General features: G+C 65.9%; 18 protein-coding genes. 4 read left to right on the forward strand and 14 right to left on the reverse strand.

The annotated features are described in order from the left end of the window. The first annotated feature begins 60 nt into the window (after positions 1–60). Positions 61–1728 carry a phosphoenolpyruvate--protein phosphotransferase gene (gene ptsP, locus EJO69_RS07050; protein ID WP_126040541.1) on the forward strand — a complete coding sequence of 556 codons (1668 nt, stop codon included), beginning with the start codon at positions 61–63 and terminating at the stop codon, positions 1726–1728. A gap of 149 nt (positions 1729–1877) precedes the next feature. Here ptsP and gdhA read toward each other — a convergent pair whose 3' ends face one another. From gdhA to EJO69_RS07090, 8 genes are all read right to left on the reverse strand, one after another. Then, a complete protein-coding gene (gdhA, locus tag EJO69_RS07055) occupies positions 1878–3230 on the reverse strand; it encodes an NADP-specific glutamate dehydrogenase (RefSeq protein WP_126040543.1) in 1353 nt (450 codons plus the stop codon). 166 nt (positions 3231–3396) lie between these two features. Then, positions 3397–4470, reverse strand: a complete 1074-nt coding sequence (locus EJO69_RS07060; RefSeq protein ID WP_126042269.1) for an IS110 family RNA-guided transposase — start codon at positions 4468–4470, stop codon at positions 3397–3399. A 363-nt stretch (positions 4471–4833) separates the two neighbouring features. Then, positions 4834–7092: a phosphoribosylformylglycinamidine synthase subunit PurL gene (gene purL, locus EJO69_RS07065; RefSeq protein ID WP_126040545.1), complete on the reverse strand. Its 2259-nt coding sequence runs from the start codon at positions 7090–7092 to the stop codon at positions 4834–4836. Further along, positions 7089–7778: a phosphoribosylformylglycinamidine synthase subunit PurQ gene (gene purQ / locus EJO69_RS07070; protein WP_126040547.1), complete on the reverse strand. Its 690-nt coding sequence runs from the start codon at positions 7776–7778 to the stop codon at positions 7089–7091. The genes purL and purQ overlap by 4 nt, the downstream gene beginning before the upstream one ends. Then, a complete protein-coding gene (purS, locus tag EJO69_RS07075; RefSeq protein WP_126040549.1) occupies positions 7775–8026 on the reverse strand; it encodes a phosphoribosylformylglycinamidine synthase subunit PurS in 252 nt (83 codons plus the stop codon). The genes purQ and purS overlap by 4 nt, the downstream gene beginning before the upstream one ends. A gap of 110 nt (positions 8027–8136) precedes the next feature. Next, positions 8137–9036: a phosphoribosylaminoimidazolesuccinocarboxamide synthase gene (locus EJO69_RS07080; protein WP_126040551.1), complete on the reverse strand. Its 900-nt coding sequence runs from the start codon at positions 9034–9036 to the stop codon at positions 8137–8139. 173 nt (positions 9037–9209) lie between these two features. Then, positions 9210–10427, reverse strand: a complete 1218-nt coding sequence (gene purD, locus EJO69_RS07085) for a phosphoribosylamine--glycine ligase (RefSeq protein WP_126040553.1) — start codon at positions 10425–10427, stop codon at positions 9210–9212. A gap of 140 nt (positions 10428–10567) precedes the next feature. Then, positions 10568–12445 carry a phosphoenolpyruvate carboxykinase (GTP) gene (locus EJO69_RS07090; protein WP_126040555.1) on the reverse strand — a complete coding sequence of 626 codons (1878 nt, stop codon included), beginning with the start codon at positions 12443–12445 and terminating at the stop codon, positions 10568–10570. 364 nt (positions 12446–12809) lie between these two features. On the opposite strand from EJO69_RS07090, the gene EJO69_RS07095 reads away from it, so the two are divergent. After that, positions 12810–13844, forward strand: a complete 1035-nt coding sequence (locus tag EJO69_RS07095; RefSeq protein WP_126040557.1) for a hypothetical protein — start codon at positions 12810–12812, stop codon at positions 13842–13844. 88 nt (positions 13845–13932) lie between these two features. Here EJO69_RS07095 and EJO69_RS07100 read toward each other — a convergent pair whose 3' ends face one another. The 4 genes from EJO69_RS07100 to EJO69_RS07115 all read right to left on the reverse strand — a co-directional run bounded on the left by EJO69_RS07100 (position 13933) and on the right by EJO69_RS07115 (position 19638). After that, the gene (locus tag EJO69_RS07100; RefSeq protein WP_126040559.1) at positions 13933–15216 is read right to left on the reverse strand and encodes an adenylosuccinate synthase; all 1284 of its coding nucleotides are present in this window, start codon (positions 15214–15216) and stop codon (positions 13933–13935) included. 222 nt (positions 15217–15438) lie between these two features. After that, positions 15439–16344 (reverse strand): class C sortase, encoded by a 906-nt coding sequence (locus EJO69_RS07105; protein ID WP_245993840.1) that lies wholly within the window; start codon positions 16342–16344, stop codon positions 15439–15441. Then, the gene (locus EJO69_RS07110; protein ID WP_126040560.1) at positions 16344–18071 is read right to left on the reverse strand and encodes a SpaH/EbpB family LPXTG-anchored major pilin; all 1728 of its coding nucleotides are present in this window, start codon (positions 18069–18071) and stop codon (positions 16344–16346) included. Before EJO69_RS07110 ends, EJO69_RS07105 begins: the two co-directional genes overlap by 1 nt. A 49-nt stretch (positions 18072–18120) precedes the next feature. After that, complete coding sequence (locus tag EJO69_RS07115) at positions 18121–19638, reverse strand: SpaH/EbpB family LPXTG-anchored major pilin (RefSeq protein ID WP_126040562.1); 1518 nt, start codon at positions 19636–19638, stop codon at positions 18121–18123. 803 nt (positions 19639–20441) lie between these two features. On the opposite strand from EJO69_RS07115, the gene EJO69_RS07120 reads away from it, so the two are divergent. Then, on the forward strand, positions 20442–22808 hold the full coding sequence (locus EJO69_RS07120) for a glycogen/starch/alpha-glucan phosphorylase (protein WP_245993554.1): 2367 nt from the start codon (positions 20442–20444) through the stop codon (positions 22806–22808). Positions 22809–22970: 162 nt separating this feature from the next. Continuing rightward, positions 22971–23405, forward strand: coding sequence for a hypothetical protein (locus EJO69_RS07125; protein WP_126040566.1), 435 nt, complete (start codon positions 22971–22973; stop codon positions 23403–23405). A 158-nt stretch (positions 23406–23563) separates the two neighbouring features. Here the strand turns inward: EJO69_RS07125 and EJO69_RS07130 are convergent, their stop codons facing one another. Together EJO69_RS07130 and EJO69_RS07135 are read right to left on the reverse strand one after the other, a co-directional pair. Further along, positions 23564–23971: an arsenate-mycothiol transferase ArsC gene (locus EJO69_RS07130; protein WP_126040568.1), complete on the reverse strand. Its 408-nt coding sequence runs from the start codon at positions 23969–23971 to the stop codon at positions 23564–23566. Between the two features lie 96 nt (positions 23972–24067). After that, the gene (locus tag EJO69_RS07135; RefSeq protein ID WP_126040570.1) at positions 24068–25087 is read right to left on the reverse strand and encodes an NADPH:quinone reductase; all 1020 of its coding nucleotides are present in this window, start codon (positions 25085–25087) and stop codon (positions 24068–24070) included. Positions 25088–25247: the final 160 nt, after the last annotated feature.

Here is a 25247-nt window from a genome sequence, read left to right on the forward strand (position 1 = left end):
CCGCGACGCCGATACAATGCATAAAAACCACATACTCTCTGCATTCGGGAAGGACCACGAATGAAAGCGTCGCTCACCCTCTACGGGACTCCGGTCGTACCGGGCGTCTCGTACGCGAAGACCGCCTGGAGCCGGTCAGTCCCCGAACCCGAGGAGACGGCCGAAACCATCCCAGCGGAATCGCGCGAGAGCGAGAAGAACCACTTCGCGGCGTCGGCCGACGCGGTGGCGCAGCGGTTGAGGGACCGCGCCGCCAACACCGTCGGCACCGCCTCGGACATCCTCGCCGTCTCCGCGGGCTTCGCGGCCGATAAGGGCTGGCGCCGCGAGGTGTCGAAGAGGATCGACTCCGGGACACCCGCCGTTCAGGCAGTCGCCCAGGCGACCCAGATGTTCGTCGAGATCTTCGAACAGGCCGGCGGCCTCATGGCCGAGCGTCGAACCGACCTGCTCGACATGAGGAATCGTGTCATCGCCGAGCTGCGGGGCGAACCGGAGCCGGGTGTACCCGTGCCGGACGAGCCCGTCATTCTCCTCGCCGACGATCTCGCACCCGCGGACACCGCGGGCCTCGACCCTGATCTCATCCACGGCATCATCACACGACTCGGCGGGCCCACCTCCCACACGTCGATCATCTGCCGCCAGCTCGGCATCCCCTGCATCGTCGCCGCCCGAACCCTCTCCGAGGTCCCGGAGGGCGTCGACCTCATCATGGACGGCGACTCCGGTGAGTTCTCGGTCGATCCCGACCATGAGGAGGCCGAGGCGCTCGCGAGGATCGACGCCGAGAGGCGCAGGCTCGCCCGGGAGTGGCATAGCCCCGCACAGACGAAGGACGGCCACACCGTCGAGATCCTCGCCAACGTCCAGGACGAGCCGGGCGCCGCACGCGCCGAGGCGTCCGAGGCGGCCGGCATCGGCCTCCTCCGCACGGAGCTCTCCTTCCTCAACACCCCGACCGAGCCCTCGGTCGAGGAGCAGGTCGAGATCTACAGCTCCGTGTTCCGGCACTTCCCCGGCCAGAAGATCGTCGTCCGCACGCTCGACGCCGGGTCGGACAAGCCGGTGGCCTTCGCCTCCGTCCCCGATGAGGAGAACCCGGCCCTCGGCGTGCGCGGGCTGCGCACCTCCGGTATCGACATGGGCCTGCTCACCCGCCAGATCGAGGCCCTCGTCCAGTCCGCCAAGCGGCACGATGGCCCGAGCTGGATCATGGCCCCCATGGTCTCGACCGTCGCCGAGGCCCGCTGGTTCGCGTCGATGATCCGCGAGCACGGCCTCACCGCCGGCATCATGATCGAGGTCCCGTCGGCCGCGATCATGATCGACCAGTTCCTCGAGGAGATCGACTTCGTCTCGATCGGCACGAACGACCTCACCCAGTACGTCATGGCCGCCGACCGCGGCAACGCGAATCTCGCGACCTACACGGACAACTGGCAGCCCGCCGTCCTCACCCTCATCAACCACGTGGCCCAGGCCGGCATCCGCCACGGCAAGCCCGTCGGAGTCTGCGGTGAGGCCGCGGCCGACCCGAACCTCGCCGCGGTCCTCATCGGCATGGGAGTGACCTCGCTGTCGATGGCGTCCGGCGCGATCCCCTACGTCGGATCCAGGCTCGCCACGGTCACCCTCGAGCAGTGCCGGGAGGCGGCTGCGGCCGTTCTCGAGGCGAGCGACCCGAACGGAGCCCGTCAGGCGGCCCTCGCCGTCCTCAACGGTTGACTCTGATCCATGCGGGCCCCGCCACGGCGGGGCCCGCATCTCCACCACCGCGCGCAGACGGATCCAAGGAGCTCCCGGGAGGAGCGTCGCACCAGAAGAAGAGAAGAGGCGGCGGGCCTATGGCCCGCCGCCTCCTTCCATTGTTTGTCTTAGACGAGACCCTGCGCGATCATCGCGTCCGCGACGCGGACGAAGCCCGCGGCGTTGGAGCCCGCGACGTAGTTGTCGGGTCGGCCGGTGTACTGCATGGAGTGCTCCGCACACTGGGTGTGGATGTCCTCCATGATGGCGTCGAGGCGTCCCGCGACGTCCTCAGCGGTCCACGACTGGCGTGCCGAGTTCTGCTGCATCTCCAGCGCGGAGACAGCCACGCCGCCCGCGTTCGCAGCCTTGCCGGGGCCGTAGAGGATGTCGGAGTCGTCGAACACGTCGACGCCGTCCGCGGTGGTCGACATGTTCGAGCCCTCGGCGACGGCCTTGACGCCGTTCTTGATGAGGGCGCGGGCGTGGTCGGCGTTGATCTCGTGCTGCACGGCGGACGGGAGCGCAATGTCGACGGGCACGTCCCAGATGGAGCCGCGCTGGTGGAACTCGGCGCGGGGCCGCTCCTCCACGTAGTCGGCGACACGGCCGCGGTAGACCTCTTTGATCTCCTTGAGGAGGTCGAGGTCGACGCCGTCGGCGTCGTAGACCCAGCCGGAGGAGTCGGAGAAGGTGACGGGGCGGGCGCCGAGCTGGATGAGGCGCTCGATCGCGTAGATCGCGACGTTGCCCGAGCCGGAGACGGAGACTGTCTGGTCCTCGAGGTCCTCGCCGCGGGTCTTGAGCATCTCCCGGGTGAAGGCGACGAGTCCGTAACCGGTCGCCTCCGTGCGGACGCGCGAGCCGCCCCATCCCACGCCCTTACCGGTGAGGACGCCGGCTTCGAACTGGCCGACGAGCCTCTTGTACTGGCCGTACATGTAGCCGACCTCGCGGCCGCCCACGCCGATGTCGCCGGCGGGGATGTCCATGCTCGCGCCGATGTTGCGGTAGAGGCCGGTCATGAACGACTGGCAGAAGCGCATGATCTCAGTGTTGGACCGGCCGGCCGGGTTGAAGTCCGAGCCGCCCTTGCCGCCGCCGATCTGCTGGCCGGTGAGGGCGTTCTTGAAGATCTGTTCGAAGCCGAGGAATTTGACGATTGATGCCGAGACGGTCGGGTGGAAGCGGATGCCACCCTTGTAGGGGCCGAGGGCCGAGTTGAATTGGACGCGGTATCCACGGTTGACGTGGTACGTGCCCTCGTCGTCAATCCACGGGACGCGGAAGTGGATGACTCGCTCAGGCTCAACGATTCGCTCGAGGATTGCCTCGTCCTGGTACTCGGGATGCTGCTCGAGGACGGGCGCCAGAGTTGTCAGCACACCCGCGACGGCTTCGTGGAACTCCGCCTCGCCTGGGTTACGAACGGCCAGTCTGTCGAGGACTGACTCAATGTAGTTATTCGCAGTGCTACTCATGGCAAGAACGTTAGTTCATCAGAAGAACTCGACCTATCCATGTCCACTGCGAAATACTCCACATTTTCGCGATCTTCCGTTGATTTCTCGCGGTTATCGGACGATTCGGAAGAAGTGGCGGAAAAACGGCGCTCCCGCGCGCCTGCCCCTGACGCCCTTCTAAGTGTCAAGCAGCAATCTGCGTCTGATTGATTACCTGGGTTCTGGTTTTGAGCGCGTAGAACATTTCCCGTGCGAGGTATCGTTTCACGCACCTGAGGGCTTCCATTTTGGAGTGCCCTTCGGAGAGTTTCTTCGCCACATAGTCCTGGGTTCTCGGGTCGGTTCTGAGTCTGCCGATCGCGATGATGTGCAGGGCAGAGTTGGCTTGCCGGTCACCACCCCTGTTGAGCCGGTGACGGTGTGTTTTGCCTGATGATGCCGGGATCGGGCTCGCCCCACACAATGCTGCGAACGCGGCTTCTGAAGTCAGCCGGTCGGGGTTGTCTCCCGCAGTGATCAGCAGCTGAGCTGCAGACTCATAGCCGACCGCTGGTTTTTTGATGAGGTCTGGGGCGAGATGATCAACAATGTTTTTGATCATGACATCAAGATCAGCGATCTCATCAGTGAGTTCCAGGTACCTACGTGCAAGGGATTTCAAAGCGATCTTGTACGCGCCAGTGACATCGCGATACTTCGTGAGATCTGGTCGCCATGCGGCTAGGGTGCGGATGAGTTTCATGCGAGTCAGGGTGCGCAGCTGGTCACGGAGTTCGTCTGGTGCTGACACGATGTTCATGCGGATCATCTGTAACGCGACTCGTCTGGCAGCGACCGCAGTTTTACGGGACACTTTCAACACCCGTAGGGATTCAACCAGCCCGTCACGGGTTTTCGGGGTCACGGCACGCACCCGGGCATAGGCTGCGTGAGCAGCATTCTCTGCATCGAGGGTGTCGTCTTTGCCTTTGCGCCTTCGGAGGGCTTGGTCGGGGCCGGTGACTTCGAGTACTTCGATATCTTGTGCGTGGAGGTAGCGCAACAGGCCCGCCCCATAGGTGCCGGTGCATTCCACCCCGATCCTGGCGATCTGTCCGAAGGAGCGTAACCAGTGCACGAGCAGCTTGTACCCATGCCTGGTCGTAGGAAAGAATTCGGTTGCGAGTACCCGGTCGTGCTGATCAACTACCGCAGCAACATGCAGGTCTTTGTGGGTGTCTACGCCACCAACGACAGTGATGAAAGGTTGTGAGGTCATGAGGTTTCTCCAATCGATGTGCATTGTTTGTGGTGCTTTCGTATCGACCGGTAACCTGGACAAGACAGTAAAGAGAAAAGGTGTTCAGGCCCTTCTTGAGTCACATGATCACGGCGAGGCGAAAGCCTCGCCGTGAGTGTTCTCGAATGGTCGACAGGTCCGGGGAAAGACACGCTGGTCGATCAGAGTGTGAGTCAGAACCTTTCGGGAACACTCACGGCACCTGACCGACTGTTCAGGGGTCGATCGCTGTGTGGGTCAAACCATTCGAGAAGATCAGGCACTTCTATTCTTACTGTCTCTCTGGAGGGGGCCTGCGCGCGGGAGTGCACCCTATCGGGTGAGGAAACCGCTTGGCAATACCTACTTCTGCGGTGCCCGAGGAGTGGGACCGACGAGCTCATCGAGAAGGAACGAATACGTCCCTTCACCCTGAATGACGAGCCGATCACCGCCCGTCGTGCCGATCCGTGCGGCGAACACACCCTCCGCCTCAGCGGCGGCGTGGACGGCCGGGAGCAGCTCCTCGGGAACGGCGATGACGGCCCGGGCCTGCGACTCCGAGAACAGTGCGACGAAGTCGTCCACCGCGAGGGCCGACAGGTCGACCGAGGCGCCCACGCGGTTGCGGAGCACCATGTCCGTCAGGCTCTGGATGAGGCCGCCGTTCGACACATCGTGCGCAGCCCTCGTCACATCCGCCTCCGCAAGTGCGATGAGGACGCGACCAAGTGCCGCCTCACGACCCAGATCCACGCGCGGCGGGACGCCGCCGAGGTGGCTGTGGATCGTGCGCGCCCAGGCAGAGCCGTCGAGCTCGTCGGCGACGTCGCCGAGGGCGACGATGGCGAGGCCCTCCTCCGCCCACCCGGACGGCCGTGCGACGGCGACGTCATCGAGGACGCCGAGCATGCCGACGACCGGGGTCGGGTTGATCGACTCGTCGCCGGACGAGTTGTAGAGCGAGACATTGCCGCCGGTGACGGGGATCCCGAGCTCGGCGCAGCCGTCCGCGAGACCCTCCATCGCCTTGACGAGCTGCCACATGAGCTCGGGCTTCTCCGGGTTGCCGAAGTTGAGGCAGTCCGTCACCGCGAGCGGTGTCGCACCGACGGTGGCAACGTTGCGGTAGGACTCGGCGAGTGCGTGGCGCGCACCCTCGTAGGGGTCGAGCTTCGTGTACCAGCCGTTGGCGTCGGTCGCGATGGCGACGCCGCGCCCCGTCTCCTCGTCGACGCGGATGACACCCGCGTCGTCCGGCTGGGCGAGCGCGGTGTTGCCGCGGACGAAGCGGTCGTACTGACTCGTCACCCAATCCTTCGGCGCCTGGTTCGGCGAGTGGAGGAGCGCGATGATCTGGTCCCGCAGCTCCTCACCCGGGACCGGGCGGGTCAGCCGATCGCTCGTGTCGGCCTGGAGGGCGTCCTGCCAGGAGGGCCGCTCGTAGGGACGATCGTAGACGGGGCTGTCGATCGCGACCGTGGCCGGATCGACATCGACGATCCTGTGGCCGTCGTGGTCGATCGTCAGCCTGCCGTCGCCGGTCAGCTCGCCAATGACGGAGGCCTCGACCTCCCACTTGTCGATGATCGCCATGAAGTCGTCGAGGCGCTCGGGCGAGACGATCGCCATCATCCGCTCCTGCGACTCGCTCATGAGGATCTCGCCCGCGTTGAGCGTGGGATCGCGCAGCAGCACCTCTTCGAGGTTGACGTGCATGCCCGAACCGCCGTTGGCAGCGAGCTCCGAGGTGGCGCAGGAGATACCGGCGGCACCGAGGTCCTGGATCGCCTCCACCGTGTTCTCACGGAACAGCTCCATGCAGCACTCGATGAGGACCTTCTCCATGAAGGGGTCGCCGACCTGGACGGAGGGCCGCTTCGTCGGCACGCCGCCGTCGAACGCCTCCGAGGCGAGGATCGACGCGCCGCCGATGCCATCGCCGCCGGTGCGGGCACCGAAGAGGACAACCTTATTGCCGACGCCTTCGGCGTTGGCGAGGTGGATGTCCTCGTGGCGCATGATGCCGACCGCGAGCGCGTTGACGAGGGGGTTGCCCTGGTAGGAGGAGTCGAATTCGACCTCGCCGCCGATGTTGGGCAGGCCGAGGCTGTTGCCGTACCCGGCGATGCCGGAGATGGCACCACCGGCGACGCGCCACGTGTCGGCCTCATTCGGGTCGCCGAAGCGCAGCTGGTCCATGACCGCCACCGGGCGTGCACCCATGGCGATGATGTCGCGAACGATGCCGCCGACGCCGGTCGCCGCACCCTGGTAGGGCTCGACGTAGGACGGGGAGTTATGGGATTCGACCTTGAAGGTGACGGCCCAGCCGTCGCCGATGTCGACGACGCCCGCGTTCTGGCCCATGCCGACGAGCAGATGCCTCTTCATCGCCTCGGTCGTCTTCGCCCCGAACTGTTCCTTGAGGTGCTTCTTCGAGGACTTGTAGGAGCAGTGCTCGGACCACATGACGGAGTACATGGCGAGCTCCGCGTTGGTGGGCCTGCGGCCGAGGATCTCCTTGATGTAGGCGTACTCGTCGTCCTTGAGTCCGAGGGCCGCGTACGGCATCTCCTCATCGGGGCTCGCCGCGGCCCGGTCTACGGTGTCGTGGATCATCGGAGTACCCCCATGAGTGACTGGAAGATGACGAGGCCGTCTGTGCCTGTGCGGATGCCGGCCTGCGAGTCGGGGCCGAAGCCCGCCTCGACGGCGTGCTCCGGGTGGGGCATGAGGCCGACGATCGAGCCGGTCTCGTCTGCGATGCCGGCGATGTCGTTGTGGGAGCCGTTGGGGTTGCCGTCGAGGTAGCGGAACACGACGCGGCCCTCCCCCTCGAGCTCGGCGATCGTCTCATCGTGCGCCTGGTAGGATCCCTCGCCGTTCTTCAGCGGGATGACGATCTCATCACCCTCGGCGAATCCTGACGTCCATGCGGTCGAGGTGGACTCGACGCGCAGGCGCTGCTCGCGGCAGATGAACTTCTGGTGGTCGTTGCGGACGAGCGCTCCGGGAAGGAGCCCCGACTCGCACAGGACCTGGAAGCCGTTGCAGATGCCGAGGACGGGCATGCCCGTCTTGGCGCGGTCGATGACCTCCTGCATGACCGGGGCGAGGGCGGCGATGGCACCGCACCGAAGGTAGTCGCCGTAGGAGAAGCCGCCGGGGATGATGACCGCGTCGACACCCTTGAGGTCCCGATCCGCGTGCCACAGTTCGACGGGCTCGCCACCGGCGAGCCTCACAGCCCTCCGCGCGTCCCCCTCGTCGAGAGTGCCCGGGAAGGTGATGACTCCGACTTTCACTGGTCCTCCGCATAGACGCCGACAACGTCCTCGATGACCGGGTTGGAGAGCATGTTCTCCGCCGCTCGCCTGGCGGCCGCGAGGGCCTCCTCTGTGACGGCACCATCAACGGCAAGCTCGAAGCGCTTGCCCTGGCGGACGTCGGTGAATTCGGTGAAGCCCTGGTGTGGGAGAGCTCCGGCAATGGCCTTACCCTGAGGATCAAGGATTTCAGGCTTAGGCATGACTTCTACGATGATTCGTCCCATACCAGGGATTCTAGACCTCGCGGGGCCTATCGCACTGACCGGTTCGACCTGTGGGCGGGAGGTGAGCGATCACTCCTTCCGGGTTCACCCCCGGAGCCGGAGCTGACCGATCAGTCCTCCCAGGTTCGCCCCGTCAGCCGCTCGTAGGCGCGGACGTAGCGCTCCTTCGTCTTCTCGACGACGTGAGTGGGCAGCTCCGGCGGCTGGGAGACCCGATCCCAGCCCGATTCGTCGGAGGTCAGCCAGTCTCGGATGTACTGCTTGTCGAGCGACGGCTGCGGGCGGCCCGGTACGTACTCGCTCTCGTCCCAGAACCGCGACGAGTCCGGGGTGAGGATCTCATCGCCGAGGACGAGGCCGGACTCCCCCGGCTGCATCCGCCGACCGAACTCAAACTTCGTGTCCGCGAGAATGATCCCCCTGTCGGCGGCGATCTCTCGAGCGCGACGGTAGAGGGCGATCGACGTGCCCCTCAGCGCACGGGCAACATCCCTGCCGACCATCTGCTCCGCCCGGTCGAACGTGATGTTCTCGTCATGCTCGCCCATCTCAGCCTTCGCGGCGGGCGTGAAGATCGGCTCGGGGAGCCGGTCGCTGTCCTTGAGACCATCGGGCAGCTCGATCCCACAGACGGCGCCCGTCTTGCGGTACTCAGACAGCGCCGATCCGGTGATGTAGCCACGAACGACGCATTCGACCGGCACCATCTCGAGGCGTTCGGTGATCATCGCGCGCCCCTCGACGGCCTCCGGAACATCAGTGGAGATGAAGTGGTTCGGTGTCACATCCCCGAGCTGCTCAAACCACCACAGCGTCATGGCGGTGAGGATCTTGCCCTTGTTCGGGATGGGAGTCGGCAGGACGTGGTCGAACGCGGAGATGCGGTCCGAGGCCACGATGAGAACCGTGTCGCGCCCGTCGTGCGTCGCCAGCTCGGTGGGCGCATAGAGATCGCGCACTTTGCCGGACTTCACGTGCGTCCACCCCGGCAGGTTGAGAGAGGGATTCATGGGGTCATCTTCCCATGAAAGGCCACGTGCGGCCCGGGGTTTCGGTCTCGATTCTCACGGCTCGATCCGTTGCCCCAACCTGCGGAAACACCGCAGGAAGACACCCCGCGGCCACGCGCCGTCCTCCATATCACCACCGCGGTGAATCCGGCGCCCCAGTCGCTGCCGGCGGCTCAGACTCCGGCGGCGATATCGGTTCGGTACTGGGCGCCGTCGAACGGGCGGATCCGCGCGTACGCGTCCTCGCGGGCCTCGGCCACCGTGTCGCCGTACCCGCGGACGCACAGCACCCGCCCTCCACAGGAGACGATCTGCCCATCCTCCATCGTCGTCCCAGCCTGCACGTCGTCCGCCTCGCACTCGACCGGGACACCGATCCGGAGCCGGCCCGGGTAACCCTCACTTGCGAGGACGACGGTGACGACAGCCCCGGGATCCCATTCGAGCGGAGGCAGGTGCTCGAGCCTGCCGGTGGCGGCCGCGAGGAGGACCTCCGGCAGCGGCGTGCGCAGGCGCGGAAGAACCGCCTGCGTCTCGGGATCGCCGAACCGGACGTTGAACTCGATGACGCGGATGCCGCGGCTCGTCAGCGCAAGACCGACATAGAGGATGCCGATGAAGGGCGTGCCCATCCGCTCCATCTGGCGGATCACGGGGTAGGCGACCCGGTCGAGAGTCTCCTCGACCAGACCCTCCGGGGCCCACGGCAGCGGAGAGTATGCGCCCATCCCGCCCGTGTTCGGCCCCTCGTTGCCGTCCTTGAGCCTCTTGAAGTCCTGAGCGGGTTCGAGCGGGATGACGGTCCTGCCGTCGCAGACGCAGAGCAGAGAGATCTCCTGCCCGTCGAGGTATTCCTCGATGAGGACCGAGCTGCCCGCCTCGAGGCACGCGTACGCGTGATCCCGCGCCTCCTCAAGGTCGCCTGTCACGACGACGCCCTTGCCGGCCGCCAGACCGTCGTCCTTGACGACGTAGGGGGCGGGGAACATCTGCAGCGCCTCGTCGACCTGCTCACGGGTGGTGCAGATGTGGGCCATGGCTGTGGGCACCTCGGCGAGCGCCATGATCTCCTTTGCGAAGGCCTTCGACCCCTCGAGCCGTGCGGCCTCGCCGCCGGGCCCGAAGACGGCGAAGCCCGCCGCACGGAGATCGTCGCTCACGCCCGCGACGAGTGGTGCCTCGGGGCCGATGACAACGAGGTCGACCTCGTGCTCGCGGGCGATCTGCTCCATCGCTCCACCGTCGAGGATGTCCCCGTCGAGGCACTGCGCGTTCTCGATCTGGGCGATGCCGGGGTTGCCGGGGACTGCGATGAGGACGTCGGCGTGCGGTGCCATCGCCAGTGCAAGAGCGTGCTCGCGGCCGCCGGAGCCGAGGAGGAGGATCTTCATGGGACGAGCTTACCGCCGCGGGGATTGCATGACGGGGTCGGGGCGGTGATGCCCGAAGAGTGGGCGGGCCCGGACACGTTGATGGGCAGGCGCCGAGGCGCCTGCCCATCGCACCCTATGCGAAGAGAGTGCTGCGTGCTCTACGAGAGCAGAGCGCTGCGTGCGGCCTCGATGCGGCCGCGGAATTCGGCGAGCTCGCCATGGATGGCGGGCGGAACCTTATCGCCGAACTTCGTGAAGTACTCCTCAACCTGGTCGATCTCGTTCGCCCAGGCGTCCGGGTCGGTCTCGAAGAGCTTGTTCCACGTTGCCTCGTCGACATCGGTGCCCTCGAGGTTGAAGTCCTCCAGCTTGGGGTAACGGCCGGTGATGCCGTCGACTGCGTCGACCCGACCATCCGCGCGGCGGACGATCCAGTCGAGGACGCGTGAGTTGTCGCCGAAGCCGGGCCACATGAAGCGGCCATCCTCGTCCTTGCGGAACCAGTTGACCTGGTAGACCTTCGGGAACTTGTCGCCGAGCTTCTCCTGCATCTCGACCCAGTGGCCCCAGTAGTCGGCCATGTTGTAGCCGCAGAAGGGGAGCATGGCGAACGGGTCGTGGCGGAGCGAGCCCGCCTTGACGTCGGTCGCGGCAGCGGTGACCTCAGAGGCGACCGAGGCGCCGATGAAGACACCGTGGGCCGACGTGTACTGCTCGGCGACGAGCGGGACGTTCGTCGCGCGGCGGCCACCGAACAGGATCGCGTCGACTGCGACGCCCTCCGGCGCCTCCCAGTCGGGCGAGATGATCGGGCACTGGTCGGCTGGAACCGTGAAGCGCGAGTTCGGGTGCGCGGCGAGCTTGCCCGCCTCGGCATCCGCCTTCGTGTAGTCGTTGCCGTGCCAGTCGATGAGGTGGTCCGGCATCTCACCGTCGACGCCCTCCCACCACACGTCACCATCGTCTGTCAGGGCGACGTTCGTGAAGATCGAGTTGGCGCGGGCGGTATCCATCGCCATCGGGTTCGTCTTGTAGGACGTGCCCGGTGCGACGCCGAAGAAGCCGGCCTCGGGGTTGATGGCGCGGAGCCTGCCCTCGGCGTCGGGACGCATCCAGGCGATGTCGTCGCCGATGGTCTCGACCGTGTAGCCCTCGATGGTGGGCTGGAGCATGGCAAGGTTCGTCTTGCCGCAGGCGGAGGGGAAGGCAGCCGTCACGTGGAACTGCTTGCCGGTGGCATTCTCGGTCAGGCGGAGGATGAGCATGTGCTCGGCCATCCAGCCATCGCGGCGTGCCATCGTCGAGGCGATGCGGAGTGCAAAGCACTTCTTGCCGAGCAGCGCGTTGCCGCCGTAGCCGGAGCCGTACGACCAGATCTCGTTGGTCTCCGGGAAGTGGGTGATGTACTTCTCCTCGTTGCACGGCCACGAGGTGTCGGGGCGCTCGTTGCCCTCAGCGTCGACCAGCGGGTAGCCGACCGAGTGGACAGCGGGGACCCACTCCTCGCCCTTGCCGATGAGCTCGAGGGCGGGAATGCCCATGCGCGTCATGATCCTCATGTTGACGACCACGTACGGGGAGTCGGTGATCTCGATGCCGAGCTGGGAGATCGGGCCGCCGATCGGGCCCATCGAGAAGGGGATGACGTACATTGTCCGGCCGCGCATCGAGCCGTCGAACAGTCCCTTGAGGGTTTCCTTCATCTCCTTCGGGTCGGCCCAGTTGTTCGTCGGACCAGCATCCTCCTCCTTCTCGGAGCAGATGTAGGTCCTCGACTCGACGCGTGCGACGTCCGAGGGCAGCGAACGCGCGAGGAAGGAGTTCGGTCGCTTTTCGGGGTTGAGCCGCGTGAACATGCCCGACTGGACCATCTGCTCGGTCAGCAGGTTCCACTCCTCGTCCGAGCCGTCTGCCCAGAAGATGTCCGTCGGCTTGGTCAGGTTCGCGATTGTGGTCACGAATTCGATGAGATTATCCGGAGCGATCTCCGGAGCTTCCGCCTTGACAGCCTCAACTGTGTAGGTCTTGTCAGTCATCGCGCTTCCTCCTAGAAACTGGGCGATGGTGTTTCCTTGTTTGGTCAAGCACCGATATAGATTATTCCCCGCAATGAGCCTTTTGAGCTGGGACTATTGGCATTATTCCGCTTTGGAGATAACTAGGACTGTTGACCTAAAAACCCCTTCAATGGTATCCCATTTTCGGCTTTAAAAGACCGTTTTGGGCGTTTTGCCCACCCGTTTTGAAACTCCGACCATTCCGGACAATGTTCACCTGCAATTCATCTCAATCTGCAGGGCCGGCCTCCCCACAGGACTCCCCGCCGCCTCTGGTGGTCGGAATACGGCTCCCGCCGTATCCTGGACCTCAATTGCATGACGGCGCTCTGAAAGGACAACCATGAGAAGCCGAACCACGAAGGCCCTGGCGATAGGCGCCATCGCCCCCACCCTGCTCATCCTCTCAGCGTGCCGCGCCGACATGGCGATCGAGATCAAGGAGAGCGGTGCCGCCAACGTCGTCCTCGAATTCGAGGACACGACCGGGGAGCTCGAAGGCCTCGGCATCACCTGCGACGACATGTTCTCCGACCTCGGCATCGAGGACCCCCTCGACACCGCAGTCGAGGAGGAGGTCTCGATCGAGGACATCTCCGGCGACAACCTCGCCTGCCGCATGACGACGTCGACCACCGAGAGCGTCGTCGACGGTGAGGTCCTCATCGACAACGGTGACACCTTCACATTCGTCGGCGAGGCGGACCCGTCGATGACAACGGAGGACATCCCGCCGGGGATGGACTTCGAGTTCACGGTGACGATTCAGATGCCGGGTCAGATCACCGAGGCGACTAACGGCGGCCAGATCGACGGCAACAGGGCGACCTACGATGCGTTCGAGGCATTCTCAACCGGCTTCGAGGTGACCGGCAGCAAGACCGGTGGCGGCGATCAGGCCGAAGACAATGATGGCGACACCGCGGACGATGGCGGCTTCCCCGTGTGGGGCTGGGTCCTCATCGGCGCCGGCATCCTCCTCCTCATCGGCCTGGTCGCCTGGATCCTCTCCAACAGGAACAAGAACCAGGGCCCCGGTGGCCCCCAGGGCCCGTACGGACCGGGTGGCCCCTACCCGCCGCAGGGCGGACAGTTCGCCGGACCTACGAGCGCCTTCGGCGTCCCGCAGGTCGGCCATCACGACGCCCAGGGTGGCCAGTTCCAGGCCCCGCACGGCGGCTACCAGCAGGGCGGCCACCCACAGCAGGGCAACTACCCCAGCCAGCAGGGCGGCTACCAGCAGAACGGCGCCTGGAACCCCGACACCAACTACCACGGCGGGCAGAGCCAGGGCGGGCACGGCCACGACGCGGGTCAGGGCGGCGAGCGACGCCCGGATCCCACCGACCGCTACCGCGGCGACCAGGACGGCCGATGACGGCCGAGTGATCCGATCGGCGAACTGACAGAGATAGGGGTGAGGGCGGGAGAAATCCCGCCCTCACCCCTATCTCCAGCGCCGCTCGTTACACGAGCGGGTGGCGGACGATCGTCTGCTCGCGGCCGGGGCCTACTCCGATGGCGGAGATGCGGACGCCGGAGAGCTCCTCGAGCGCAAGGACGTAGTCCTGCGCGTTCTTGGGAAGCTCGTCGAAGCTGCGTGCGTCCGAGATGTCTTCGCTCCATCCGGGGAAGTACTCGTAGATCGGCGTCGCGTGATGGAACGACGTCTGGTCGGCCGGCATGTCATCGTGGCGGACACCGTCGACGTCGTAGGCGACGCAGACGGGGATCTCCTCGAGCGTCGAGAGGATGTCGAGCTTGGTGAGCACGAGATCGGTCAGGGAGTTGACCCTGGTCGCGTACCGCGCGACGACAGCGTCGTACCAGCCGCACCGGCGGGGCCTGCCCGTCGTCGTGCCGTATTCGCCGCCGCGCTCGCGCAGCCAGTCGCCGGACTCGTTGAGGAGCTCGGTGGGGAAGGGACCTTCGCCGACGCGGGTGATGTAGGCCTTGGCGACGCCCGCGACGCGGTCGATGCGGGTGGGGCCGACGCCCGAGCCCGTGCATGCTCCGCCGGCCGTGGCCGAGGAGGAGGTGACGAACGGGTAGGTGCCGTGATCGACGTCGAGCATCGTCGCCTGGCCGCCCTCGAAGACGACCGTCTTCCCCTCATCGAGCGCCTCGTTGAGCAGGTTGGTGACGTTGCAGACCATCGGCTCGATGCGATCCGCGTACTTGAGCAGCTCCTGCGTCACGAGGTCGACATCGGCGGCCTTCGTGTTGAAGACCTTGAGGAACATGCTGTTCTTCTGGTCGAGAGCGGCCTCGACCTTCTGGCGGAGGATCGACGCATCGAAGAGATCCTGGACGCGGATGCCGATCCTGTTCATCTTGTCCGCGTAGGTGGGGCCGATGCCGCGACCGGTCGTGCCGATCTTCCTCTTGCCGAGGAAGCGCTCGGTCACCTTGTCGAGGGTCCTGTTGTAGGACGGAATGATGTGGGCATTGGCGGACACGCGGAGCCGCGAGGCGTCGACGCCCCGGCTCTTCAGCTCATCAAGTTCCTGGAACAGCACATCGAGGTCGACGACAACACCGCCGCCGATGACGGGCGTGCACGTCTCCGTGAGAGCGCCCGCAGGAATGAGGTGGAGGGCGAACTTCTCGCCGTTGACCACGATCGTGTGGCCGGCGTTGTTGCCGCCGTTGAACTTGACGACATAGTCGACGTCGGTGCCGAGCTGATCGGTTGCTTTGCCCTTCCCCTCGTCGCCCCATTGGGCTCCGATGACAATAAGTGCGGGCATCGTGTGTCTCCTTCAATACTCGGTCTGCAGGCCAGTTCAGTCTAGACCTGCGCGCCAACCGGGACTTCGGTGTCTCGAGGTGCGGCCGACGCCCACGAGCATACTCGCCCCACCTGCGGGACCATGCCTTATTCATTGAGGATCACAACGTCTGCAGTCGAGGTCACTCAGTGACGCTGGGCCCCGTTCGCGCCTGCTGGTGATGGCCTCGCCACTCGCCGATCAGCCGCTGTGGCTGGCGCGCCTCGAGCGGTCCGCATCGACCCGAACCGCGGCCCGCCCTCTCGGGCGGAACAGGATGAGGCCTGCCGCGAGCGAGCCTGCGGCGAACCACATCGCCCACCAGGGGAAGCCTGCACCCACCCCGACCCCGAGATCCTCAATCGATTCGGCGGCGGCGTCGGTGCGCTGGGCGTGGACGAGCAGCCGGTGGCTGTTGACACCGATCGGCGTGCACGTGAAGAGGGTGACCCAGTCCTCGCCCTCGACGATGGCGAGGGACTCGGTCTCCTCAGCGTCAACGATCTCAATCGCCTCGACTCGGTAGTGGTGCTCCTCCCCGAGAACACTGATCCAGAAGATATCCCCCACCCCCGCCTCATGCAGCGGCGAGAAGAGCTTCGCTCTGACGAGTCCGCTGTGGGCGGTGAGGACCGAGCGCGTGCCCGGCCCGCCCACCGGCAGGGAGGCGCCATAGAGGTGGCCGACTCCGGAGGAGATGACGGTGCCGGATGTCCCGTGGTAGATCGGGAGGCTGATGCCGACTCCCGGATAGCTGAGCGTGCCGATGGCGTCCGTGCCGCTGACCCTCAGCATCTCCTCGTAGGCGGCATAGAGCTCACTGCCGATGATCGAGTCCTCGAGTTCGGAGACGTACGGGTCAGTGAGCGGGCCGGGGCTCAGCTGCTCGTTGTAGGCGTACGCCGCATCGAGCACTCGCTGCCGCTCGGCACTCGGGGCGCTCTGGACCTGACTGACATAACCGGCGATCACGGACTCGTGCGCGCGTGCGCTGAACCAGTCGGCCGCCTGCGGATAGAGCAGGAGCCCGATCCCGATCATGGCGAACACCTGGAGGAGAACGTCCCGGCCGACCCGCCGGCGCCTCGACACCTCGGCTCGGAGCATCACCGCTCGCTCTCCCTGCGCCTGCCGCGAAGCAGAGCAATCCCGCCGCCCACGAGGAGGAGACTGAGGATGCCGGCCCCGGCGAGGCTCGCCCCTGTGAACGGCATTCCGCCGGGACGCTCGACAACCGGGCCTGGCCCTGGCGCAGCACCATCCGAGGTCCCACCGCTGGGGCTCTCTATGCCGCCGGGCCCATCTCCGGGGCTCTCTGTGCCGGTGCCGATGCCGGGCTCGCCGTCACCGGCGAGCACGATACAGACGAGCGTGGGACGGACCGTCTCGGCGGTCTCCTCGACGACAGCACCGATCAGAGCGGCATCGGCCCAGCGCCACTCCTCGGGCACGGATGTGGGCGCCACCCAGTAGCGACGGAAGAGAGGATCGGAGGGTGCCCGGTCGAGACCGTTGACGAAGCCCGAGTAGCGCAGACCGGTGATATGGAGGAGACCATCGGCATCGGTCCTCCATTCGCGGACGCCGCCAATCGTCACGGGGTTCCTACCCGCAGCCGCATCACCGCGGGACGTGAACACCTGGAATCGGGCGCCCGACAGAGCGATATCGGGCTCCCCCTCAAGACAGAAGGTGAGGGCGAGCGTCCCCCATCTCGTCGTGGCCTCTCCGGCCAGGCTCGGCATGGAATACTCAGATGTCGCCACACCGGATGACTCGACGCTGGGCGCCCGGGCGCCGGATGCGGCACGAGTCCCGTCGACGCCCCCGGACGAGGTGAAGAGCCGCACCTCGGTCGTGTGCTCACCCTCGGTGAGGATCCGGGTGCGATAGGAGATGACAACACTGGCGGCCGGGTCAAGAGCCCTCGCCGCGCTGAGCCTCTCACGGCCCGTTGCCGTGAACAGCACCTCGAGGGTCTGCCTGCCGTCCTCTTCCACCACCCGGCTGGTGTAATCGCCGGCTGCCAGCGGCTCGGCGCCGCGGCCGTGCAGGATTACTGTGTCGGTCGCCCGCCCCACCAGCCTGGCTGAGGGCGCCAGAAGACTCTGGACGCGGTACGCATCCATGGTGGTCGGAATTCCCGTCCGCGTCGTCCATGTGACCGGATCGCCGAGAGCCACGGCCGTTTCGTCATCCACTTCGATCGACGCGCTCACAGTCTCGGCCTTCGGGTACACGTGAACCGTGTAGAGCCAGTCGCTGCGGCTCTCCGGGTTGGTCATGGGAAGGCTGACGAGAAACGGTGCGGCACCGGCCACGCCCTCAGGCGCATGGGTCTCCTCAACGAGGTAGAGGCCGACACCGAGAGTGCCCCGCGGTCCGCCCAGCCGGAGCACACCATCAGGCCCCGTGACACCCCGATCGACCGGGTTCCCCGCGGCGCTGCGCAGAGCCTCTGCCACCGTCAGCCGCGACGCCACCCGTTGGCCCTCCGCGGTCGACACATCGACTCCCGGCACCATGCGGATCTCGAAGGTGGCGCCTGCGACCGGCGTGCGAGGGGATCCGGGGTCATCCAGCGGCCGCCCGTCGGATATGGCGGTCACCGGGCCGTCGAACCTCGTGATGACGAGCTCGGTGACAGCATGCGGGTCGATGAGGGGCGTGGCGGCAGCCGGAGCTGCCAGCGAGGGCAGAATCAGGAGAACGACGGCGAGAAGAACGGCTCGTGCCAGCCCGCCCACGACTGGGCGAGCTGGCACGGGGGCAGGTTCTGCGGGGCCCCAGGAGCGAGCGTGCACTCCGGGCGACGCCGGCTTGGTCTCATCCATGCGGCACCCCTCCCCGGCCCGCTCGGCAGTGCCGAGCGGGCTCTCTGAGTCAGACCGCGGCATCATCCCTGCGGCGGCGTGACGCGACGAGGACGAAGCCGAGGATGGCGAGGCCGGCGACGGTGAGCACGGCCGTGCCCTGGCCGCCGGTCAGCGGCAGAACGAAAGCACCCGTGTTCGGCGCCTGCTCGATTGTCAGCGTCTGGCTCACCGAGGTGAGGTCGAGCTCGATCGGATCGGGGAGCAGCTGGTGCCCCTCGGGGGCGGTGGTCTGAACGAGCCAGTAGGTCTGGTAGCCCTCGGAGCCTGCCACAACTGCCGCGCCGTCCGCCCAATCGCTGAGGCGCAGGCCCTCGATCGTGAAGGACCCATCCTCTCCGGTCGTCCACGAGTCCGTGCTGTCGGCCATGACGAGGCGCCCCGTGGCGCCCCCTGCCAGAGCATCGGCCTGCGAGGTGTAGATCCGGAAGACGGCGCCGCTGAGGTCCGCGCCGCCCGTCAGCTCGACGGTGGCAGATCCGTAGCGGATCTCCGCGCTCGCGGGGAGCGGACGGCCGAGATCCTTCGCATCCTGGTTGGGATAGACCAGCGCGGTGTTGGTGATGGCGGCGGCCGCAGCGACAGTGGTCTCGAAAGAGAGAACGACCCTCGCATCGGGGTCGGCATTGACCGCTGCCGCGAGCGCCGCACGACCGGTTTCGGTGAACTCGATGTCGAGGGTGGTCGATCCGGACTGCGGAGTCGTCGTGGCGACGAAGGCGTCGGGATTGGCGAGAGTGCGGCTGACTCCGTCGACGGTGGAGGAGATGGTCACCGCCACCGAGCTCTCAGCGAGAGTCAGCTCTGCATCGGTCAGCGTATCGGCGATGCTGAAGTGATCCGGTGCCATGAACCGGTCGGACGGGCCGGTCGCTGCCGGGTTGGCGACTGTGGGAATGTCGGCCGTGACGGTCCAGGCGACGCTGCCGCCGATCGAGAGGACGTCCCTGTTGACGACGGTCTTGTCAGCGCTGATGACGGAGCTCTTCGGATAGATGGAGAGGTCGGCCAGCCAGCCGTCCAGCGTGTCCGGGTCGGTCATCGGGAGGGTCATGAGGAAGGGCTCGGCCGCCGTCACTCCCAGCGGAAGAGACGCTACATCCTCGTCGACGAGGTAAACGCCGCGGGGCAGTGTTCCCGACACGGTGCCATCGGGGCCGGTGGTGCCCAGCACAGTGGCAGGGGTATCGCTGATCGCGGCGCGTGCGGCGGCAACGGTCAGATCCGCCGCATAGTTCTGGCCAGCGTTCGTCCCCGCGTCGTTCGCCTGCCCTGCGGCAGTGCCGGGGACGAGCGTGTAGCTGAAGGTCACGCCCTCGATGGGGGTGCCGACGGCGGCGGGGTCCTGGACTCCCGAGGCCACGGGTCCGAGAACGTCCGGCTGCTCGAGCTTCGTGATGGTGACATTGACGGTGTCCGGCGGGTTCGGCAGGGTGACGGCCTGGGCGGCTCCACCGCCGACGACCATTGCCACCGTCGTCAGGACCGCTCCCGCGGCGGCGAGCAGTCCTCTCTTCTTATTCATCATGTGTCCTCCCTCAGGGACCCCGGCCGTGGCCGGGTGTGTAAAAGCTGATCCGCACGCCGGCACTGAGCGGGCGATGCGTTGGTTCTGTGGGCAACGATGGCGCGGGGTGACGGGTGAGTCGAGCTCCTCGCCGACGGAACGCCGATGCTGGCGACGGCGATGTCCTCGCGGAATCTCCGGTCGCCCGTGCGGTGGGTGATGGACTGCCCGCGAACCTGGGATGGCAGGCCTCGCGGTGGGCAGATTCCATCGAGCAGAGGTGGGGTGGCGGAACTGGCGGCACGGTGAGCTCGCAGCTGCATCGCACATCACCCACTTCTCTCTTTGGCAACCGAAGGCCGTTGACAGGCCCTTGAGACTGAGTACTCCGATCAAGCAACATATCGTTGTATCAACAGGCGTTGTTCCGGCGTTTGCACCTTCTTTGACAATAAGGTAGGCGCGCTTCCACCGATGATGTCCGAAGCCGCCAAAGGGTACATTTCGGGCACGCTTCTCGGCAGCTCTGGTCGCCGGATATAACGTTCGGGACCATGGTCCCGGCACGACTGGGCTTTCGCGCCAAGTCGCGCGCATCAACAAGAGGGTCGCCGTCGCCAGTCGATCGCGACTGACGAGCCGCCACTGCGCGCGACATCGTCGCTCGACCGGATACCATGATCGGCGTTTCGCCTGGCAGCGTCAGTCCCTCGGTACCCTCCCCCACCGTTCAGTCACGATGCCGGATAGTTTTCGTCCGATGGGCGGGACCAACTACTGTGGAAAGCAGGGCATCACTGCCGCCTTTAATCCAAGGAGAAAATGTGACTTCTGATCTCACTTCCAGCCTGGGCTCTTTCACCCGAGCTGTCGCGGGACGGTCCCCTGAATCTTCTACCCCCCTGGAGGTCTGGGCAGGGCTCTCTGCCACCATCGTCGACCGCATCGCCGAGGACTGGGAGCAGTCCGCGCTCCGCGCCTCGGCCGGCCGCCAGCAGCACTACTTCTCTGCTGAGTTCCTCATGGGACGCGCGCTGCTCAACAATCTGACGAACCTCAACCTCGTCGACGACGCGAAGAAGGCGGTCGAGGCCTACGGCCAGAACCTCTCCGACGTCCTCGAAGCCGAGCGGGATGCAGCGCTGGGCAACGGCGGCCTCGGCCGCCTCGCTGCCTGCTTCCTCGATTCGTGCGCGACGCTCGATCTGCCGGTGACGGGTTACGGCATCCTCTACCGCTACGGACTCTTCAAGCAGTCGTTCGAGAACGGCTTCCAGCATGAGCATCCGGACCCCTGGATGGAGGAGGGCTATCCCTTCGTCGTCCGCCGCGAGGAGCAGTCCCGGTACGTGAAGTTCGACGATATGGACGTCCGCGCCGTGCCGTATGACATGCCGATCACGGGCTACGGCACGAACAACGTCGGCACCCTCCGGCTGTGGAAGTCGGAGCCGATGGAGGAGTTCGACTACGACGCCTTCAACTCCCAGCGCTTCACAGACGCGATCGTCGAGCGTGAGCGTGTTGCCGACCTGTGCCGCGTGCTCTACCCGAACGACACGACCTACGAGGGCAAGGTTCTCCGCGTCCGCCAGCAGTACTTCTTCGTCTCGGCCTCGCTGCAGGCGATGGTTGACGCCTACGTCGAGAAGCACGGCGATGACCTCACGGGATTCGCCGAGTACAACTGCATCCAGCTCAACGACACCCACCCCGTCCTCGCCATCCCCGAGCTCATGAGAATCCTCCTCGACGATCACGGGATGACGTGGGAGGACGCATGGGAGGTGACGACGCGGACGTTCGCGTACACGAACCACACGACGCTCGCCGAGGCGCTGGAGACCTGGGAGTACTCGATCTTCCAGCAGCTGTTCGGCCGCGTCCTGGAGATCGTGGCCGAGATCGACCGCCGCTTCCGCATCGACATGGCGCAGCGCGGCATCGCCGACCATCGCGTCGACTACCTCGCCCCGATCTCGAACGGTCGGATCCACATGGCATGGATCGCCTGCTACGCGAGTTTCTCGATCAACGGCGTCGCAGCCATTCACACGAACATCCTCAAGAAGGACACGCTCCAGGACTGGTACCAGATCTGGCCGGAGAAGTTCAACAACAAGACGAACGGAGTGACACCGCGGCGCTGGCTCAACCAGTGCAACCCGCGCCTCGCCCGCCTGCTCGACAAGCAGGTCGGATCGGACGCGTGGGTCTCCGACCTCGACCTGCTCAAGCCACTGGCGAAGAAGGTCAAGGGCAAGCGCCTCATCAACGAGCTCATCAAGGTCAAGAAGGCGAACAAGCAGGACTTCGCCGACTGGATCGAGAAGCGCCAGGGCATCACCATCAACCCCGACGCGGCCTTCGACGTCCAGATCAAGCGCCTGCACGAGTACAAGCGCCAGCTGCTCAACGCCTTCTACGTGCTCGATCGCTACTTCCAGATCAAGGACGACCCGAGTCTCGATGTGACCCCCTCGGTCGCGATCTTCGGCGCGAAGGCAGCCCCCGGCTACTTCCGCGCGAAGGCGATCATCAAGCTCATCAACGAGATCGCGGAGCTCGTCAACAACGACCCCGAGATCGGTGACAGGCTCAAGGTTGTCTTCATCGAGAACTACAACGTCTCCCCCGCCGAGAAGGTCATCCCGGCTGCCGACATCTCCGAACAGATCTCGACGGCCGGCAAGGAGGCCTCCGGCACCGGCAACATGAAGTTCATGATGAACGGGGCGCTGACGCTCGGCACCCTCGACGGCGCCAACGTCGAGATCGTCGATGCCGTGGGCGAGAACAACGCCTACATCTTCGGCGCCAAGGAGGAGGAGCTCCCCGAGCTCATGGCCTCCTATGACCCGTACGCGACGATGGAGGCGACGCCGGGACTCACCCGTGTTGTCAACGCGCTGACCGACGGCACGCTCAATGACGGCGGCTCCGGCATGTTCGCCGACATCCGCCGCTCACTGCTCGAGTCCGGCCCGGATGGCTCCGATGTCTACTACGTCCTCGGTGACTTCGCGTCCTACCGCGAGGCCCGCGATCGCGCCCTCGAGGACTACCGCGACGAGGTCGAGTGGGCGCGGAAGTGCTGGCTCAACATCTGCGCATCCGGCCGTTTCTCCTCTGACCGGACGATCCGCGACTACGCCAACGAGGTGTGGCACATCGAGCCGATCGAGAAGTGATCGACCTCTTCCCCGGGAGCAGCCGCTCCCGGGGAACTGCTCTCTGCAGGCGATGCGCCTCCTCTCCATCGGCGGCCCCTCCACCGACCGCCGATGGAGAGGAATCTGCGCCGCTCCGACCCGGCCCGCGTAGTCTGTCGGTAACGAAGAAACGGGGACCACATGATTGACAGGCTGATCAAGGCTGATCCACTGGCGGACGCAGGCATCACCGCCGCGACGACTCTCACGTACTACGCGCTGCCGGACTTCGTCCGGTCCAAGCTCCTTCGATACCTCGGGAAATCAGTCCTGCTCGGACTGTCGACCGGGCAGGCCATCGTCACCGCGAACGCGACGCTGCCGGAGGACAGGGAGAACATCCGCAGGCTGCTCGACAGGGCCGATAAGGACACGATCAGAAAGACGGCCGGCATCGTCGCCGCCGCGGGACTCGCCACGACCGTCGCCGCGATCGCGGGTGAGAAGTACATCTTCAACCGCGGCGAGCGGGCACGCGACGCCGGTGCGCGGCTGCCCCACACGAAGCAGGGCCTCGTCCTCGCCGCGCTCGCAGGCGGGCTGGTCTACGCGATCGAGAAGGCCGAACAGGACTGACGCCCCGCGGGCTCACTGGGCGGAGTCTTGTGCGGATGGAGGAAAGCGCGTACGCAGGAGCTGAGATTCAGTCGATCCCGCTCAGCGCAATTCACGCCGCCGCGCGAGTCAGAGCACCTCCGGCGCTGAGAACTCCAGCGGGTACGGCAGTCTGCCGGTCAGGCAGATTCCCCGGTCATCTCCGCGTAGAGGCTGTCGACTCGTCGGGCGATGTCATCGCGCACCAGCCTCATCCGCTCCATGCCTTCGATTCCACGCAGCGACGGCTCATCGGTCACCCAGACGTCGACCTGCTTCGCGTCCGCAAAGAGGCCTGGGTCCGCCTCCTCGCCGAGGATGACGACCCGGTCGACACTCGAGACGACCGCGGGATCAAGGCCCTTCGGGTGCTCGCCCTCGACGGATCCACCGACCTCGGCTAGGCTCTCGACCGCGAGCGCGTTGAGCTCGCCAGCGGGCTTGGTGCCGCAGGAGTGGACGTTGATCCCCTCTTTCATTCGCATAAGGGAGGCGGCGATCTGTGACTTGCCGCCGTTCTTGACACAGACGAACAGGACTGAGGGCATGGTTCCTCCTGGAGCGGTGCGATGCCCGGGCGGGCACACCTGCGAGTGTAACGACTGTGTGCGGCGACGTTTTCTGGGGGCCGCCGATTGAACAGGCTAGAGCGTCACCAGCGCCTTGCCGTGGAAGCCGGGCGCCTCAACGGCCGCGTGCGCCTGCCCGATCTCGTCAAGGCTGAAGAGGACGATGGGAAGGCCGTGGGCCTCGCCCACGCTGAGGGCGCCCGCCTCGAGCGCCCACGTGACCGTGTCGGCGGCCCACTGCATCTCGTCCTGCGGAAGCTCGATGGTACGGATGCTGCGGAGGGTGATGTTCTTGGCCTGAAGGGCCCTGAAGTCCACCTCGGCCGAATTCCCGCCCTCGCGGGCGTAGAGTGCGATCGTTGCCCTGAAGGCGGCGAGGTCGATGTCGGACTGGATGTTCGCGGCTGGGCTCACGTCGACGATGAGGTCGTAGCCGTCCGGGCTGAGCTCCCGCAGAGCCTGTTGGGCATCCGTGCGCGTTCGATCGACACTGGCGTCGGCGCCGGCGAGCTCCACGGCCTGGAGCTTTGAGGGGGAGGCTGCGACGACAACACGTGCGCCGAGATGCTTCGCGAGCTGAATGGTGAAGTGCGCGACCGCGCCGCCACCGCGCACGAGAACGGACCTGCCCGCGAGAGCATAAGTCGACGGGACAATGAGCCGGTCCTCGTGCCGACTGAGACAGAGCGCCGCGGTGATGGCGGGTATGCCGAGGCTCGCGCCGAGATCGAACGACGCGTTCTCCGGGAGGGGCATCACCCTCTCGGCAGGTACGACCGCGAGATTGGCAGCTGTGCCGACTTCTCTGCCCACTCCCCAGACCCACACACGCTGTCCTTCAGTGAGCCCCGCAGCGTCCGACCCAAGGCGACGGATGATGCCGGCTCCATCGGTGTGGGGGATGAGCCCACCCTCGGGTATCGGGACATTCTGCGCCCCAGCACGCGTTTTCACATCGAGGGGGTTAATGCCCGACCTGCGGATCTCGACGACGACGTCGTGCGGGCCCGGATCCGGGACATCCTGCGCCTCGACACCGATCACACTCGGGTCTCCGAACTGTCGATAGCGTGCCACCCTCGGCTGGTCGACCATGGAACCACTCCCTGCTTAATATTTGCGAGCAGACTGTCCCAAGGACGCGCTCACTCCACCACCCTACTCACTGGCCTTGCGGGCGGGGCAGGTACTGGATGGTGAGAACGCGGAGGTGATGGTCGGCGGCTCGCCCTCGTGGTCGGCTGACACGAGGTGA

The sequence above is a fragment of the Flaviflexus salsibiostraticola genome (assembly GCF_003952265.1).
GTDB classification, from domain to species: Bacteria; Actinomycetota; Actinomycetes; order Actinomycetales; family Actinomycetaceae; genus Flaviflexus; species Flaviflexus salsibiostraticola.

Coding starts and splice junctions, on each gene's coding strand:
- EJO69_RS07135 (WP_126040570.1), bottom strand. CDS start 25,087: ATGGTCGACCAGCCGAGGGTGGCACGCTATCGACAGTTCGGAGACCCG.
- EJO69_RS07100 (WP_126040559.1), bottom strand. CDS start 15,216: ATGCCCGCACTTATTGTCATCGGAGCCCAATGGGGCGACGAGGGGAAG.
- EJO69_RS07080 (WP_126040551.1), bottom strand. CDS start 9,036: ATGAATCCCTCTCTCAACCTGCCGGGGTGGACGCACGTGAAGTCCGGC.
- EJO69_RS07090 (WP_126040555.1), bottom strand. CDS start 12,445: ATGACTGACAAGACCTACACAGTTGAGGCTGTCAAGGCGGAAGCTCCG.
- purD (WP_126040553.1), bottom strand. CDS start 10,427: ATGAAGATCCTCCTCCTCGGCTCCGGCGGCCGCGAGCACGCTCTTGCA.
- EJO69_RS07130 (WP_126040568.1), bottom strand. CDS start 23,971: ATGCCCTCAGTCCTGTTCGTCTGTGTCAAGAACGGCGGCAAGTCACAG.
- purL (WP_126040545.1), bottom strand. CDS start 7,092: ATGATCCACGACACCGTAGACCGGGCCGCGGCGAGCCCCGATGAGGAG.
- ptsP (WP_126040541.1), top strand. CDS start 61: ATGAAAGCGTCGCTCACCCTCTACGGGACTCCGGTCGTACCGGGCGTC.
- EJO69_RS07110 (WP_126040560.1), bottom strand. CDS start 18,071: ATGGATGAGACCAAGCCGGCGTCGCCCGGAGTGCACGCTCGCTCCTGG.
- gdhA (WP_126040543.1), bottom strand. CDS start 3,230: ATGAGTAGCACTGCGAATAACTACATTGAGTCAGTCCTCGACAGACTG.
- purS (WP_126040549.1), bottom strand. CDS start 8,026: ATGGGACGAATCATCGTAGAAGTCATGCCTAAGCCTGAAATCCTTGAT.
- EJO69_RS07125 (WP_126040566.1), top strand. CDS start 22,971: ATGATTGACAGGCTGATCAAGGCTGATCCACTGGCGGACGCAGGCATC.
- EJO69_RS07095 (WP_126040557.1), top strand. CDS start 12,810: ATGAGAAGCCGAACCACGAAGGCCCTGGCGATAGGCGCCATCGCCCCC.
- EJO69_RS07105 (WP_245993840.1), bottom strand. CDS start 16,344: ATGCTCCGAGCCGAGGTGTCGAGGCGCCGGCGGGTCGGCCGGGACGTT.
- EJO69_RS07115 (WP_126040562.1), bottom strand. CDS start 19,638: ATGATGAATAAGAAGAGAGGACTGCTCGCCGCCGCGGGAGCGGTCCTG.
- EJO69_RS07060 (WP_126042269.1), bottom strand. CDS start 4,470: ATGACCTCACAACCTTTCATCACTGTCGTTGGTGGCGTAGACACCCAC.